Consider the following 15,799-nt stretch of genomic DNA (forward strand, 5'->3'; position numbering starts at 1 on the left):
CGGTGCGCCCCCCACCGCACCGCGTTCAGCTGCCGGCCGCGGTCCTGAACGCGTCCTCGACGCCCGCGGCGTCACCGGCCGCGTTCAGCGCGCCCTGGAGCGCCTCCGAGAGCTGCGCGGAGACGGCCGGGTAGTCGGCGCCGAGCTCCGTCGTGCGGCCCTGTGCGCCCTCGACGATCGGCGCCCACGGGGTCCACTGGTCGTTCGCCGCGACCTGCTCGGCGCGCACGTCCGGCTTGGCGGACAGGTAGCCGAGCGTCTCGCTGGTCTGCATGGCGTTCTCACCGCCGATGAGGCAGCCGATCACCGCGGACGCGTTCGCGTAGTGGTCCGAGGCGTCCTTCGACTGCAGCGGCGCCACGGCGAACTCGCCGCCCGTCGGCACCGGGGCCAGGCCGGAGTCCTTGCCCGGGATCGGCACCATGCCGACCTCGAAGCCCTCGTTCGCGGCGGCCGCGGCGGCGAACCACGAGCCGTTCTCCGCGAAGCCGTACTCGCCGGTCAGGAACAGGTCCCACGACGCCGACTGGTTGTCCGTCAGCGCCGACTTCGGCGCGTAGCCGTTCCCGATCCAGTCCGACACGAGCTGACCGGCGCTGATCGCCTCGGGCGAGTCGAGCGCGGACAGGTCGGCGCCGGCGCCCCAGAACCAGGGCTGGAACTGGAACACGCCCTCCTCGCCGGCGATGCCGGAGAAGGTGATGCCCTTGCTTCCGGTCGCGACGACCTGCTCGATCGCGGAGTTGAGCGCATCCCAGCTCGTGATCGACGCGGGGTCCACCCCGGCGGCCTCCAGGATGTCGGCGTTGTAGTAGAGGCCGAGCGCGTTCGATCCCATCGGGACGCCGTACGTGACGCCGTCGACGATGCCGGGGCCGAGCAGGTTCTCGTCGATGCCGGTCGTGTCGATGCCCGCCTGCTCCGCGGTCGCGAGCAGGCTCGACAACGCCGCCTCGGGCATCATCGGGTTGTCCAGCAGCACGACGTCGGGCGCGTTGCCCTCCTTGACGGCGGTCGTCAGCTGGTTGAACAGGTCGGTCTGCGGGGCGCTCGACCGGGTGATCGTCGAACCCTCGGGCGCGCACGCCTTCACGACGTTGTCCCAGTCCGAGCCGGACTGGTGCTGCGGGTAGGGGTCCCAGAACGTGATCTCGGCGGTGGTGGTGCCTTCCGAGGCCGCACCGGTCTCGCCGGGGTTCGGCGTGCTGCCCCCGGAGCACGCCGTCAGGGCCAGACCCGTCACCATCGCCAGGCCGATCCCCGCCACTCGCAGGTTCTGCTTCGTCATCGCCTTGCCCTTCTCGTCGTCGAGTTCGCACTGGACCGCTTGGCGTCCGCCGCCCATCCGAACGCAGCGAACCGCTTCGCTCAGCATGCTACGCGGATGCGGGTACGTCAAGCGAACCGATTCGCTGGATAGGTCACAGTTTGATAACGCGGGCGACGCGACCCGGCGCGCCGCCTGGCGCGGGCGCTCGACGGCGCCCCGTGCAGGGGCCTACTCGGCCACGCTGCTCCGCTCGGTGAGCAGCGCCGCGACCAGCGTCGCCGCACCGTTCGGGGCGCCCGATCCGGCGAGACGGCGCACGAGCGCCTCGACGGCGAGCGTGGCCACGTGCTCGGGCTCGGACTCGACGGCGGTGTACGGCAACGCGTACAGCCTGCCGAGCTCGGACGAGTAGAGCGAGACGACCGAGTGGTCCGCCGGCACCTGCAGGCCGAGCTCGTGCATCACCAGGGGGAGGAAGGCGACCGCGGCATCGTTGTGCACCAGGAGGGCGCGCGGTGCCTCGTCGTCGCGGAGGATCTCCCGGAGGGCACCGAGGGCCTCGTCCGGCTCCGCCGAGCAGGGCACCACGTGGAGCTCGACGCCGAGCCGGGCGGCCGCCTCCAGCGCCGCGTCACGGAACCGCAGGGCGAAGGTCCGCCGGGACTCGTACACGTCATCAGGCCAGGTCACGAAGGTGATCCGGTCGTGGCCGGCGTCCGCCAGACGCTTGACGAGCTTGCGCGCAGCACCCGCGAAGTCGAGGTCGACGGCGTCCAGTCCACGCGCCTCCTCGGGCATGCCGATCAGCACGGCCGGGAAGCCGGCCGCCGCGATCGCCTCGATCCGCGGGTCGTCCTCCGTGACGCTCATCAGGATGAGTCCGTCCACCTCACGGGTCGCGATCGCGTGCCGGACCGCGGCGACCCCGTCGGGCTGCGTCAGCAGCAGGACGCCGTAGCCGTGCTCCCGCGCCGCATCGGTGATCGCGAAGATGTACGTCGCGAGCGCGGGGCTGAACTCCAGCCCGTGGAAGCTGACGACGAGCCCGAGGTTCATCGTCCGACGAGTCGCGAGCGCGCGGGCGCCGGAGTTCACCGAGTAGTCGAGCTTGGCGATCGCGGCCTCGACGCGGGCACGCGTCTCGGGCTGCACGAACTTGCGGCCGGTCAGCACCGCGGAGACGGTGCTGCGCGCTACTCCTGCCTCGCTGGCGACGTCGCCGATCGTTGCCACAGGACCTCCCCGTTTCGACTACCGCGTGGTCCGCCCAGCGTACCGGTACGCCAGCCGATCCCGGGAAAGGCACCCCCACGCCGGCCCGCTCGGGTGTTACCCGGCCGACGACATGCGACGTGCGGCCCGCAGACCGAACACCGCCGCGGGGCCGATGGTCGAACCCGGCCCGGGATAGGTGCGGCCCATCACCGACGCGGAGCAGTTGCCCGCGGCGTACAGACCCTCGATGACGGATCCGTCCTCGCGCAGCGCTCGCCCGTCCTCGTCGGTGAGCACGCCGCCCTTGGTGCCCAGGTCACCGAGTACCACCTTGATCGCCGTGAACGGGCCCTTCTCGATCGGGGCCAGGTTGGGGTTCGGGCGGATCGTCGGGTCGCCGTAGTACCGGTCGTAGGCCGAGTTGCCGCGGCCGAAGTCGCCGTCCACGCCGGCCCGCGCGAACCCGTTGAACCGCTCGATCGTGGCGCGGAAGGCCGTCGGGTCCACGCCCATCTCGTCGGCCAGGCCCGCGAGCGTGCCGGACTTCAGCGCGATCCCGGCCCCACGCATCTGCTTGTTCACGCGCGGGTCCATCGCGAAGGTGCGCAGGTAGCGCCGGGCGTTGCGCGCATCCGCGACGAGCCAGTACGGACCCTGCCCGCCGTCGTGCTCGAGCATGTGGTGCCCGAGGTCCACGTAGGACTCGGACTCGTTCGCGAACCGCGCGCCGCGCGCGTCCACCATGAGCGTGAACGGCATCGAGCGTTCTGAGACGAGGAAGCCCGGCGAGCCGCCGTCGACGGGCGCGACCGAGGCGCCCCACCACGCGTCGTCCATGAGCTCGAGCGCCGCGCCGTGCCGCTGCGCGATCTCGATCGGCACGCCGAGGTTGCCGGGGTTGCCGGACGGGTACCCCTCGACGCCCTGCAGCTCCAGCCGCTTGGCCTTGTTCGCCTCGAAGCCACCCGCCGCCAGCATGACGCCGAGCCGCGCGCCGACGGTCACGGTCCGGCCGTCGCGCCGGACCTGCACGCCGACGACCCGGCCGTCCTCGACCACGAGGTCCTCGAGCGGGCTCTCGAGCCACAGCGGCACGTGGTGCTGCACGAGCACGGCCTGCCCGAACGCCGTCGCGAGCGCGTTCCCGATGCCGACCAGACGCTTGCCGGTCACCGCACCGCCGAGCGCGCGGAAGACGAACTGCGCACCGCGCACGAAGCCACCGGGCGTCGACCATGCGCGCCCGAGCAGCCACACGTCGTCGGTCTTGGCCGGCAGCGGGACCGCACCGCGCAGCGTCTCCCACAGACCGCCGAGCACCTTGGAGTCCAGCGGTTCGACCTCGATCGCGCGGCCGATCTTCCCGCCCGGCAGCTCGGGGTAGTAGTCGGGGTAGTCCGTCGCGCGGGCGAACACCATGCCGAACTTCTCGGCCGTGGTGACGAAGTCCTCGACGCCGTCGACGAACGCCTCCTTGCGGGCCCGGCTCGTGGCGCGGCCCTCGTCGCCGATCGTCGCCTCCATGTAGGTGAGCGCCTCGTCGCGCGAGTCCGCGGCGCCGTCGCGCGCCATCAGCGGGTTGTCCGGGAGCCAGAGACCGCCGCCGGACATCGCGGTGCTGCCGCCCCACTTGTCGGTGCTCTCGATCAGCAGGACCGAGCGGCCCTCGTCGAGCGCGCCGATCGCGGTGGCGAACCCGGCCCCGCCCGTGCCCACCACGACGACGTCGTACTCGTGGTCGAAGGTCTGCGGCATCGTGCCCTCCTAACCGGACAACAGTGTCCGGATCGCTAGGCTCTCAGCATGCCTCTCGCTCCAGGACGCATCAACCGAGGCCCCGCCGCGGCCGCCGACAACCGCCGGGCCGTCCTCGCCGCCGCCCGTCGCCTCTTCGCCGAGCAGGGCTTCCGCGTCCCGCTCAGCGCCGTCGCGCGCGAGGCGGGCGTGGGCCAGGGTGTGCTCTACCGGCACTTCCCGACGAGGTTCGACCTCGCCTTCGCCGTCTTCGAGGACAACTTCGCCGAGCTCGAGGCGGCGGCCGCCGCGTCCGGGCCTGGCGTGTTCGCGCACGTGTGGCAGCTCCTGCTCGACCTCACCGTCGACGAGGCGGCGTTCGTCGAGATGGTCATCGACGCGCGCCGGACACTGCCGGCGTACGACGGCGACGAGCGGCTGCGCACCCTCGTCGGGCGGGCGATCTGCGCAGGTCACGACACCGGCGAGGTTGACGCCTACCTGACCGTCGAGACCGTGCTGCTCGCGTGGCGGATGTGCTTCGGTGTGGTCGTGACCGTCGCCGACGACGACCGCGCACAGGTGCGCGCCGCGCTCGAAGCAGCCCGCGAACTGCTACCCGCCGTCCTGCGCTGAGGGCCCGAGCGCCGTCAGACGCACTCGTGGCGGCGCAGCCAGCCCATCGCCGGAGCGCCCCAGATGGGCGGCAGGTAGAAGGTCGCGAGCCGGAACGTGATGGCGGTCGACACGGCGATCGGGCCCGGGATGCCGATGGCCTGCAGCCCCCACGTGAACCCGGCCTCGGCCACGCCCATCCCACCCGGAACCGGCATGAGCCCCGAGAACAGGCTCACGGCCGTGTTGATGAGGACGAGCTGCGAGAAGTGCGCGGACTCGCCGAAGGCGCTCAGGCAGAGGGCCAGCACTCCGGCCTGCAGCATCTGCACGCCGAAGTTGCCGCCCAGCATCGCGGCGACCTTGCCGGGCCGGCGCAGCACGCCGAACGCCGACCGCGCCGACTCCCCGTGCGTGGCGAGCGCGGCCCGCAGCTCGGGGAGCCGCGCGGTGAGGCGCCGGCGCAGCCGCGGGACCAGCAGGCAGATCGCCGCGGTGAGCACCATGAGCCCGACCAGGACGACGAGCAGCGACGTGCTCGACCCGTCGGAACCGGAGTCTGAGCCGAGCGAGAGCCCCGACGTGAACCCGGGCAGGCCGCCGACGACGATCAGGAGCATCAGCGCGATCTGCACGACGAAGCCGCTCACGCTGTCGATGACGCCGAACGACACCGCCGTGGCCGCAGGGATCCCGAACCGCTGGAAGAACCGCACCTCCAGCGCGAGCCGCGCCGCCGACGCCGGCAGCACCAGCGCGATGAACTGGATCGCGTACTGCAGCATGAGCACCGGGAAGTACCGCAGCCGTGCGGTCGTCGAGCCGAGCGTCGCCCCCGCGGACGAGAGCTGGATGATCGGCGAGACCAGGAGCGCGGCGAGCAGCCACGGCCACTGCGCGGACCGCAGCGCGTCGGCCACGCTCGCGAAGTCGATCCCCGAGAGCGCCGTGACCAGCAGGTACGCGAAGACCGTGACCAGCGCGAGCATCCCGATCGAGCGCGGCGTCACGCGGCGCAGCCGCTCGAGCGGCGGCTCCTCGATGCCCGCGGCGGTCGCCGCGGCCGCGCGCAGCTCGTCGATCGACCAGCTCTGCGTGCGCACGTCGACGCGCAGCCTGCGCCCGACGGCCGCGGGCTGCAGGTACGGGATCGTCTGCGCGAGCCCGTCGGCTCCGAGGGCCGCGAGCGCCGCGGCGACGGCCCGCTCCGGCCCGACGGCCACGGCGGTCGCCACGAGCAGCCGCGCACGGTCCGTGCACCGGTCGGACTCCGGCGCCGACGACTCCGCGGCGTCGAAGTCCATCAGCGTCGCGGTCCCGTCGCCACGGACGACCAGTCGCGCACCGTCGACCTCGCCGTGCGCGATGCCCGCGGCGCCGAGCCCGACGACCATCCTCCACAGCTCGGCGAGCGCATCGTCGTCCAGGGTCTCGCCCGCGGCGCGGCGCTCGTCGAGCGAGATGCCGGGCGCGCTCGTCACGAGCAGCGCGTCACCCTGTTCGGCGACCCCCACGGCGACGATCTCGAGGGTCGGCACGCCTGCCCTGGCCGCGAGCAGCGTCTGGAGCGCCTCGTGCTCGACCCGTGAGCGCCGGCTGCTACCGATCCGCGCGCGCTCGCCGCGGACCGTGAGCGCGGTCCACACCGAGCCGACGACCTGGCTGTCCCACGCGTCGCGGCCGTAGACCTTGACGAGCAGCTCGGCGCCGTCCGCGGCACGGGCGACGAACCGCGCCGTGCCGGCCTGCGCGCTCGGCAGCGGCCGGACGTCCACGGCAGGCACGCCGAGGTCGTCGAGCGCGACCGTCACCTGCTCGACGGTCAGCCACCCCGGGGGCGAGCCCAGCAGCAGGTGCGTGATCGCCGCGGCCGCGACGCCGATCGCTATCGCGGCGAGTGCCCCGAGCAGGTTCGTCGTCCCCAGGCCGATCGCGGCGAGCGCCCCGAGCGCGACGACGAACCGCCCCGCGAACCGCCAGGGGCGGGCCAGGTGCGAGGACGCGGTCGCGAGCACCGCCGTCAGGACCGCGACGCGTGTCGGCACGTAGACGACGGGCGGACCCGACGACAGCAGCGCGGCGACGCTCTGCGACGCGTCGGTGCCCACCAGCGCACCGACCCCCACCGCGAGGGCGAAGGCCAGCACCGCCGCGACGGCGAGGTCGACCAGCACACGCCGGCGGCCGCGGGTGAACGCGGCGAGGAGCACCACGCCGACCGCCCAGATCGCGAGCAGTGCGTACGCGGCCGACCACAACCAGCCGAACACCGGCTCGAGCCACGCGAGGAAGGTCTCGAAGGAGGTGTCCGCCCCCGTCGGTCCGGGAGCCGCCAGGCTCAGCACGCCGAGCACGACGAGCGCCGCGACCAGCAGGATGACGTCCGTCGGGCGGCGCAGCCGTGACGCGTCGGGCGCCGACGACCACACGCGCATACCGCTACCGCTGCCCGATCGGGCCCACTTGACCGCCATCGGGCCTCCCACCACCTCGCCGGACCCCGCGCCGGCATCGCCCGGCAGTACACCGGTCCGCGACGAGGCTACTGGCGCGCGGTGCGCCGGGGGCACCAAGTCCGTCCGACGCGCAGATCCCGTGCACGACGAACCTACGGACCAGCACCCGCGCGCAGTCGCGTCACGCCGGCCCTGCGCCTCGTCGGGCTCCCGTCAGAAGTCCCAGTCCTCGTCCTCGGTGTTGACGGCCTTGCCGATCACGTAGGACGACCCGGAACCCGAGAAGAAGTCATGGTTCTCGTCGGCGTTGGGGCTCAGCGCCGAGAGGATCGCGGGGTTCACGTCGGTCTCGTCCTTGGGGAACAGCGCCTCGTAGCCCAGGTTCATGAGCGCCTTGTTGGCGTTGTAGCGCAGGAACTTCTTGACGTCCTCGGTCAGCCCGACGCCGTCGTAGAGGTCCTGCGTGTACTCCACCTCGTTGTCGTACAGCTCGAAGAGCAGCTCGAACGTGTAGTCCTTGAGGTCCGAGCGCTCCTGGGCCGAGAGCTTCTCCAGGCCCTTCTGGAACTTGTAGCCGATGTAGTACCCGTGCACCGCCTCGTCACGGATGATCAGGCGGATCAGGTCGGCCGTGTTGGTGAGCTTGGCGCGGCTCGACCAGTACATGGGCAGGTAGAAGCCCGAGTAGAAGAGGAACGACTCGAGCAGCGTGCTCGCGACCTTGCGCTTCAGCGGCGAGTCGCCCTTGTAGTACTGCATGACGATCTCGGCCTTGCGCTGCAGGTTCGGGTTCTCCTCCGACCAGCGGAACGCCTCGTCGATCTCCTTGGTGGAGCACAGCGTCGAGAAGATCGACGAGTACGACTTGGCGTGCACCGACTCCATGAAGGCGATGTTGGTGTACACCGCCTCCTCGTGCGGCGTGATGGCGTCCGGGATGAGGCTGACCGCCCCGACCGTGCCCTGGATGGTGTCCAGCAGCGTGAGCCCCGTGAAGACGCGCATCGTCAGCGTCTTCTCCTGCTCGGTCAGCGTCGCCCACGACTGGATGTCGTTGGACACCGGCACCTTCTCCGGCAGCCAGAAGTTGCCGACGAGCCGGTCCCAGACCTCGGCGTCCTTCTCGTCCTCGAGCCGGTTCCAGTTGATCGCCTGCACGCGATCGATCAACTTCAGCTTCCCGGTGGGAGTCATCTGCCTCGTCCTCTTCACAGTCGTTCGACGTCGTTACGCCCCACCGTCGGCGGCGGGGCTCCCGCAGAGCGGGGTGGAGGTGGCGCGACCTCCGGTGTGGTGGGCGTCAAGCGCCCCGCAGGGGCGCCGGGCAGAGGTCGCGCCACCTCCGCCCCGCGGGCGTCACAACATGCAGCTGACGCAGCCCTCCACGGCGGTTCCTTCGAGCGCGAGCTGGCGGAGGCGGATGTAGTAGATGGTCTTGATGCCCTTGCGCCAGGCGTAGATCTGGGCCTTGTTCAGGTCCCGCGTGGTGGCCGTGTCCTTGAAGAAGAGGGTCAGCGACAGGCCCTGGTCCACGTGCTGCGTGGCCTCGGCGTAGGTGTCGATGACCTTCTCGAAGCCGATCTCGTACGCGTCCTGGTAGTACTCGAGGTTGTCGTTCGTCATGAACGGCGCCGGGTAGTAGACGCGGCCGATCTTGCCTTCCTTGCGGATCTCGATCTTCGACGCGATCGGGTGGATCGAGCTCGTCGAGTGGTTGATGTAGGAGATCGAGCCGGTCGGCGGGACGGCCTGCAGGTTCTGGTTGTACAGACCGTGCTCCTGGACCGCGGCCGACAGCGCGCGCCAGTCGTCCTGCGTGGGGATGTGGACGCCTGCGTTCGCGAACAGCTCGCGGACACGCTCGGTCCGGGGGGCCCACTCGCGCTCGGTGTACTTCTCGAAGTACTCGCCCGTGGCGTACTTCGAGCGCTCGAAGCCGTAGAACGCCTGCTTGCGCTCCTGCGCCAGCAGGTTCGACGCCCGGATCGCGTGGTAGGCCACCGTGTAGAAGTAGATGTTCGTGAAGTCGAGGCCCTCGTCGGAGCCGTAGAAGATCCGCTCGCGGGCGAGGTACCCGTGCAGGTTCATCTGGCCGAGGCCGATGGCGTGCCCACCACGGTTGGCCCGCTTGATCGACGGCACCGACTCGATGTCCGTCTGGTCGGAGACGGCCGTCAGCGCGCGGATCGCCGTCTCGACGGACTTGCCGAAGTCCGGCGAGTCCATCGACAGCGCGATGTTCATCGAGCCGAGGTTGCAGGAGATGTCCCGGCCGACGTGGTCGTAGGACAGGTCCTCGTTGTACGTCGACGGCGTCGAGACCTGCAGGATCTCCGAGCACAGGTTCGAGTGCGTGATCTTGCCCTCGATCGGGTTGGCCCGGTTCACCGTGTCCTCGAACATGACGTACGGGTAGCCCGACTCGAACTGGAGCTCCGCGAGCGTCTGGAAGAACTCGCGTGCGCTGATCTTCGTCTTGCGGATCCGTGCGTCGTCGACCATCTCGTGGTACTTCTCGGTCACGTTGATGTCCGCGAACGGCACGCCGTAGACCCGCTCGACGTCGTACGGCGAGAACAGGTACATCGGCTCGTTCTTCTTCGCGAGCTCGAACGTGATGTCCGGGATCACGACGCCCAGGGAGAGCGTCTTGATGCGGATCTTCTCGTCGGCGTTCTCGCGCTTGGTGTCGAGGAACCGGTAGATGTCCGGGTGGTGCGCGTGCAGGTAGACGGCGCCGGCGCCCTGACGCGCGCCGAGCTGGTTGGCGTACGAGAACGAGTCCTCGAGCAGCTTCATCACGGGGATGACGCCCGAGCTCTGGTTCTCGATGTGCTTGATCGGCGCACCGTGCTCGCGGACGTTGGACAGGAGCAGCGCGACGCCGCCGCCGCGCTTGGAGAGCTGCAGCGCGGAGTTGATCCCCCGCGCGATCGACTCCATGTTGTCCTCGATCCTCAGCAGGAAGCAGCTGACCGGCTCGCCGCGCTGCGCCTTGCCGAGGTTGAGGAACGTGGGGGTCGCGGGCTGGAACCGGCCCGCGATGATCTCGTCGACGAGCGACGTCGCGAAGTCCTCGTCGCCCTCGGCCAGGCTCAGGGCCACCATGCAGACGCGGTCCTCGAACCGCTCGAGGTAGCGCTTCCCGTCGAACGTCTTGAGCGTGTACGACGTGTAGTACTTGAACGCGCCCAGGAACGTCTGGAACCGGAACTTCTTCGAGTACGCGTAGTCGTACAGCGACTTGACGAACGCGCGGTCGTACTGCGCGAGCACGGCCGGGTCGTAGTACTTGTTCTCGACGAGGTAGTCCAGCTTCTCGTCGAGGTTGTGGAAGAAGACCGTGTTCTGGTTGACGTGCTGCAGGAAGTACGCGCGCGCCGCCTCACGGTCCTTGTCGAACTGGATCTCCCCGTTCGGGCCGTACAGGTTGAGCATCGCGTTGAGGGCGTGGTAGTCGAGCCCCGACGTGTCTACGCGGAAATCAGTGACTGTCGCTGCCAAAACCGTTCCAATCCCTCGCGGACGTGTCGCACGTCCTCAGTGGTTCCCATGAGTTCGAAGCCGTACAGGTAGGGCACGTGGCACTTGGCCGCGATGATGCTCCCCGCGATGCAGTACGCCTCGCCGAAGTTGGTGTTGCCGGCGGCGATCACGCCCCGGATGAGGGCGCGGTTGCCCTCGTCGTTGAGGAACCTGATCACCTGCCGCGGCACCGCGCCGCCCTCGTTCCCGCCCCCGTAGGTCGGGACGACGAGCACGTACGGCTCGTCGACCCGCAGGAACGGGTCGGCGGGCCGCAGCGGGATCCGCCGGGCCGGCAGGCCCAGCTTCTCCACGAACCGGTGCGTGTTGTTCGAGGCCGACGAGAAGTAGACGAGCGAATTCATCGCGGTCCCCCTCAGACTCGGACGGTGGTGCTGGTGGCCGGCCGCGACAGGTGCGCGCGGCGGCCGGGCTGACGCCTCAGACGTCAGGCGACGGTGACCGTCGCGAGACGCTCGGCCAGGGCCTTGATGCGGTCCGGCCGGTAGCCCGACCAGTGCTCGCCGTCGACGATGACGACGGGCGCCTGCAGGTGGCCCAGCGACATCACGTAGTCGCGGGCGTCCGCGTCCTCGGAGATGTCCACGACCGTGTACTCCGCGTCCAGCTTGTCGAGAGCACGGTAGGTCGCGTTGCACTGCACGCACGCGGGCTTGCTGTAGACCGTGATCGTCATGGTGGGCTCTCCCGGAGACTCAATGAAAGAACTGTGGCGCGCAGGGGTCTGACCGACCCCCTGACGATCCTCGGAACCGGCCCGGAGATCGTCCGGGAGCCCCGCGGAGGGCTCCTGGCGAACATCCCGGCGCCTCCGCCGATCGCGTGAGGAAGACACTACACCTAGTGTCTCACGTCGCAACTGACCACTAGGTGTTGTGTTACATCCGTGTCGTTTTTCACCCCTCGGTACCACTCGTCCACAGTACCTGCGACCACCGACACGCCCCTGGCCAGTGCCTTCGCGTCGATCGGTGGCCCCGCCCGCGAGGCCGCCCACACCCGGCCCACAGCCCGTCCACAGCGACACGCCGTCGGTCCCCAAGGACGTCCACAGCACCCCCCGGGACGACCCCGACGAGGTTCATCCACAGAACCTCCCCCCACCCTGGTCGCGTACCGCTACGGTGCGGGCATGACGACTCTCGTGGCCGCCCTCGCCGCCTCCGTGACACCGATCTCGAGCGACCCCAACCCCGGTCCGGCGCTCGTCGGGGGGCTGGTGGGCTACCTCCTCGTCAGCCTCGGCATCATGGGCGTGTTCGTGAAGGCCGGCCAGCCCGGCTGGATGGGCTTCGTGCCGATCCTCAACACGTTCGTTCTGCTCAAGGTCGCGGGCAAGCCGCTGTGGTGGTTCGTGCTCCTGCTGATCCCGCTCGTCAACCTCGTCGTCGCGATCCTGATCTGGGTCTCGCTGTCCGAGGCGTTCGGTCACGGAGCCGGGTTCGCGATCGGGCTCCTGTTCCTGCCCGTGATCTTCCTGTGGGTCCTGTGGCTCGGCTCCAGCCGCTACACGGCCCCGCGCGGGTCGGCCTTCGCATAGTCACCGCCGCGTAGTCACCGCCGCATAGTCACCGCCACGTTCGTCGTCGCCCGTCGCGACGACGGGCGAGCGGCGCGGCCGCTGCCGTGCACCTTCACGTGGGGGATGCTTGCCCCGTGCGGATCACCACCCTCGGCTCGCTCGCGCTCGACGGCCGCCCGGTCCGCGGCGAGCGTCTCGCGACCATCGTCCGCGAGCTGATCGCCGCACGCGGCAGGGCGGTCTCCGTCGGCGCGCTCGTCGACGCCGTGTGGGACGACGAGCCGCCCGAGGACGCGACCGGCGCGGTGCAGGCGCTCGTCTCACGCACGCGGCGCCTCGGTCTGCCCGTGCACGCGGTACCCGGCGGTTACCGCGTGCCGTTCGACGACCCCGCGCTCGACCTGCGGGTCGACGAGGTCGACGCGCGCGCCGGCGTCGAACAGGCCCGCCGTTCGCTGCGGGCCGGCGACCCCGCCGGGGCGCTGAGCGCGGCGCAGGCGGCGCGCGCGCTGCTGCCGGCCGTGCCCGGCGACGACGCTGCGACGACCGCGCGGTTGCTCGGCGACGTCGCGGAGCTGCGCGCCCTCGCACAGCTCGCGCTCGGCGGTCCCTACGACGAGACCGACCTGCGGGTGCTCGCGACCCGCACCCCACCCGACGAGCCGGCGGCGGCGCTGCTCGTGCGCGTCCTGGCCGCGCAGGGGCGCGACGCCGAGGCGCTCGAGGTCGTCGAGCACCTGCGCGGCGAGCTAGCGGAGCGGTACGGCACCGACCCGTCGCCCGTCGTGGCGCAGGCGCACCTCGCGCTGCTGCGCGGCGAGCTGGGACCACGCCCCGGTGATGGTCAGGGTGATGGTCAGCGCGACGAGCAGGTGGTCGAGCAGGTCTCCGCCCCTGCCCCGCAGCCGGTGCCGGCGAACCCCCCGGACCCGTCGGTCGCCCCGCGGCGCCCGACCCCTCCGCTGCCGCCGTCGTGGCGCCGCCCGCCGACGAGCCTCGTCGGGCGTGAGGACGACGTCGGCGCCGTGCTCGACGCGCTCCGCCACGCACCCGCGGTGACGATCGTTGCGACCGGCGGCGCGGGCAAGACCCGGCTCGCCGTCGAGGTGGTGCACAGGCTCGCCCTCGAGGGACGGCCCGCCGTCGTCGTCGAGCTCGCCGGTCTGCGAACGCCCGACGAGGTGCTGCCCGCCGTGGTCGGAGCGCTCGGCGGCGCGGAGACTGCCGCGAACCGGCCCGAGCTCGTGCCGGTCCGGCGCGTGCTGTCGGTCTCGGAGCGGCTCGGTGCCGCCGTGCAGGACCTCGAGGGCGTCGTCGTGCTCGACAACTGCGAGCACGTCCTCGCCGCGGCGGCCGAGGTCGTCGCCGAGCTCGTGGCAGTCGTCGGTCCCGACGTCGCCGTGCTGGCGACGTCGCGAGCCGCACTCGGCGTGGTCGGCGAGGAGGTGCACCTGTTGCGTGCGCTGCCGGACGACGACGCGCTCGACCTGCTGGAGGCCCGCGCGCGAGCCGGCCGGCCCGGCCTGGCGTGGGACCCCGACGCCGCACGCGAGCTGTGCCACCGCCTCGACAACCTGCCGCTCGCGCTCGAGCTCGCGGCGGCACGGCTGCGCACCATGCCGGTCACGGACGTCCTGGCGGGGCTCGACAACCGCTTCAAGCTCCTGGACAGCGCGCTACGCGGGCTGCCGGAGCGGCACGCCAGCCTGTGGACCCTGGTCGACTGGAGCCGCGACCTGCTCGACGACGACGAGCGCGACCTCCTGCAGCGGCTCGCAGTGTTCCCGGCGCCGTTCACGGCTCCCGCAGCCGCGGCCGTCGCCGGTCGGCCCGAGGCGGCGGTGCGGCTCGGGCTGGCGATCCTCGTCGACCAGTCCCTGCTGACGCTCGACGACTCCGGCACCGTCGCGCGCTACCGGATGCTCGAGACCGTGCGCGAGTACGGCGACGCGCGGCTCGACACGGCGGGCGATCGCGCCGCGTCGATGGACGCGTTGACGCGGTGGGCTGCGACCGAGAGCCTGCGGCTGGAGGCGCACTTCGTCGGACCCGACCAGATCGAGGCGTTCGCCACGTGCTCCGACGAGCAGGAGACGTTCGTCGCCGCGCTGCGCTGGGCGCTCGAGCACGACGACGAGGCCGCCGCGATCGACGTCGCGGTCGCCCTGTTCCACTCGTGGAGCGTGCGCGGCCTGCACATCGAGGTCATCGCCTGGTCGGAACGTGTCCTGGCGGCGCACGACCCGGCCGCGCGACGCAGGTCGGCGCTCTACCGCGGGAGCACGGGCCCGCGGCCCCTGCCGAACGCGAACAGCGCGGCGTACGTCGCACTGTTCGCCGCGATCAACGGCGGCGTGGCCTCGGCCCTGCGGCTCGCCGTGCTCGCCATGCGCGTGCTGCGCCGCATCGAGAGCGAGCGGCCGGACGAGGTGAGCCCGCGCGTCCGGGAGATCGTCGCAGCGCTCCCCCACCTCTCGCTGCTCGACGACCGGCTCAGCGAGGAGGCCGCGGACAGGATGACGCGGTCCGCCGATGCGTACGTGCGCGCGCTCGGGCTCTTCCTGAGAGCGGCGGTCCGGGAGAACGGCGGCAACCCCGGGTCGTCGGCCGAGGACGCCCGCGCGGCCTACCGGGTGTTCGAGGAGGTCGGCGACCACTGGGGCATGGGGATGGCCGCGCAGGGAGTCGCACAGTGGTCGGCGTCGCGCGGCGACCCGGGCGCCGCGGAGTGGGTGCGCCGCGGCGTCCACCACCTCGAGCTCGTCGGCGCCGTGCAGGACGCGCGCAGCCTGCGGGTCCTGCTCGACGTGCAGCAGGCGCTCCTGGGCGAGCCCGACGCGATCGAGGCGCTGCGCGAGCTCGTCGCCGGCCAGGGCGACCCGCTGGACGCGATCCAGGCGTTGATCGGCCTCGGACGCGTCGCGCTGCGCGACGGTGACACCGAGCTGGCCCGTGCCGACGCCCGCGAGGCGGCGGCGCGGGCGTCGCACGAGCGGCAGGCGGTCCCGCAGGCGCGGGTCGTCTACGCCGTCGCCGCGTGCGGGCTGCTGCTGCAGGCGTCGGTCGACGAGTCCGCCGACGTGCGCGCGGCGACCGACGCCGAGGTGCGGAACCTGCTGATCGGCGCCCGCGCGGACGTCGAGGGCATGAGCGACATGCCCGTCGTCGGGTCGTGGGCGCTGGGCGGCGCCGAGCTCGCGGCGTCGCGTGGCGACGTCCCGGCGGCGACCGAGCTGTGGGCTCTCGGCCTGCGGTTCGGCGCCAACCTCGCCGCGCTCTCGTTCGAGCTCGGCGCCGTCCCGTCGCTCGGCGACACGCTCGTCGACGCGACCGAGCGCGTCGCCGAGCTCCGGTCGCTCACCGTCGCCGAGGTGTCCGCACTGATCCAGGCGGGCATGGCCGAGCTGCTCGGCACGGACGTCGGCCGGTAGACGGTCGCCA

The 15,799-nt window shown here is 71.5% G+C and carries 11 protein-coding genes; 3 read left to right on the forward strand and 8 right to left on the reverse strand.

The features are described from left to right. Positions 1–25: 25 nt before the first annotated feature. The 3 genes from CCO02nite_RS03335 to CCO02nite_RS03345 form a co-directional block, all read right to left on the reverse strand. Positions 26–1,288: a sugar ABC transporter substrate-binding protein gene (locus CCO02nite_RS03335; RefSeq protein ID WP_222593125.1), complete on the reverse strand. Its 1,263-nt coding sequence runs from the start codon at positions 1,286–1,288 to the stop codon at positions 26–28. 210 nt (positions 1,289–1,498) lie between these two features. Continuing rightward, positions 1,499–2,503, reverse strand: coding sequence for a LacI family DNA-binding transcriptional regulator (locus tag CCO02nite_RS03340; protein WP_146841622.1), 1,005 nt, complete (start codon positions 2,501–2,503; stop codon positions 1,499–1,501). 96 nt (positions 2,504–2,599) lie between these two features. Further along, on the reverse strand, positions 2,600–4,240 hold the full coding sequence (locus CCO02nite_RS03345; protein ID WP_146841623.1) for an FAD-binding protein: 1,641 nt from the start codon (positions 4,238–4,240) through the stop codon (positions 2,600–2,602). 48 nt (positions 4,241–4,288) lie between these two features. Between CCO02nite_RS03345 and CCO02nite_RS03350 the strand changes: the two genes are divergently transcribed. Further along, positions 4,289–4,855 (forward strand): TetR/AcrR family transcriptional regulator, encoded by a 567-nt coding sequence (locus CCO02nite_RS03350; RefSeq protein ID WP_146841624.1) that lies wholly within the window; start codon positions 4,289–4,291, stop codon positions 4,853–4,855. Positions 4,856–4,869: 14 nt separating this feature from the next. Here CCO02nite_RS03350 and CCO02nite_RS03355 read toward each other — a convergent pair whose 3' ends face one another. The 5 genes from CCO02nite_RS03355 to nrdH all read right to left on the reverse strand — a co-directional run bounded on the left by CCO02nite_RS03355 (position 4,870) and on the right by nrdH (position 11,512). Continuing rightward, entirely contained in the window at positions 4,870–7,308 is a 2,439-nt protein-coding gene (locus tag CCO02nite_RS03355; protein ID WP_146841625.1) for a lysylphosphatidylglycerol synthase transmembrane domain-containing protein, read from the reverse strand. 195 nt (positions 7,309–7,503) lie between these two features. Beyond that, positions 7,504–8,484: a class 1b ribonucleoside-diphosphate reductase subunit beta gene (gene nrdF / locus CCO02nite_RS03360; protein ID WP_146841626.1), complete on the reverse strand. Its 981-nt coding sequence runs from the start codon at positions 8,482–8,484 to the stop codon at positions 7,504–7,506. Between the two features lie 162 nt (positions 8,485–8,646). Further along, positions 8,647–10,794, reverse strand: coding sequence for a class 1b ribonucleoside-diphosphate reductase subunit alpha (nrdE, locus tag CCO02nite_RS03365; RefSeq protein ID WP_146841627.1), 2,148 nt, complete (start codon positions 10,792–10,794; stop codon positions 8,647–8,649). Beyond that, positions 10,764–11,180 carry a class Ib ribonucleoside-diphosphate reductase assembly flavoprotein NrdI gene (gene nrdI, locus CCO02nite_RS03370; RefSeq protein WP_146841628.1) on the reverse strand — a complete coding sequence of 139 codons (417 nt, stop codon included), beginning with the start codon at positions 11,178–11,180 and terminating at the stop codon, positions 10,764–10,766. The genes nrdE and nrdI overlap by 31 nt, the downstream gene beginning before the upstream one ends. A gap of 83 nt (positions 11,181–11,263) precedes the next feature. Then, positions 11,264–11,512 carry a glutaredoxin-like protein NrdH gene (gene nrdH, locus CCO02nite_RS03375; protein ID WP_146841629.1) on the reverse strand — a complete coding sequence of 83 codons (249 nt, stop codon included), beginning with the start codon at positions 11,510–11,512 and terminating at the stop codon, positions 11,264–11,266. A gap of 456 nt (positions 11,513–11,968) precedes the next feature. Here nrdH and CCO02nite_RS03380 point away from each other — a divergent pair, with 456 nt between their 5' ends. Continuing rightward, complete coding sequence (locus CCO02nite_RS03380) at positions 11,969–12,376, forward strand: DUF5684 domain-containing protein (protein WP_146841630.1); 408 nt, start codon at positions 11,969–11,971, stop codon at positions 12,374–12,376. 116 nt (positions 12,377–12,492) lie between these two features. Beyond that, entirely contained in the window at positions 12,493–15,789 is a 3,297-nt protein-coding gene (locus tag CCO02nite_RS03385) for an AfsR/SARP family transcriptional regulator (protein WP_246117315.1), read from the forward strand. The last annotated feature ends 10 nt before the right edge of the window (positions 15,790–15,799 follow it).

Source organism: Cellulomonas composti (assembly GCF_007990245.1).
Taxonomy (GTDB): Bacteria; Actinomycetota; Actinomycetes; order Actinomycetales; family Cellulomonadaceae; genus Cellulomonas; species Cellulomonas composti.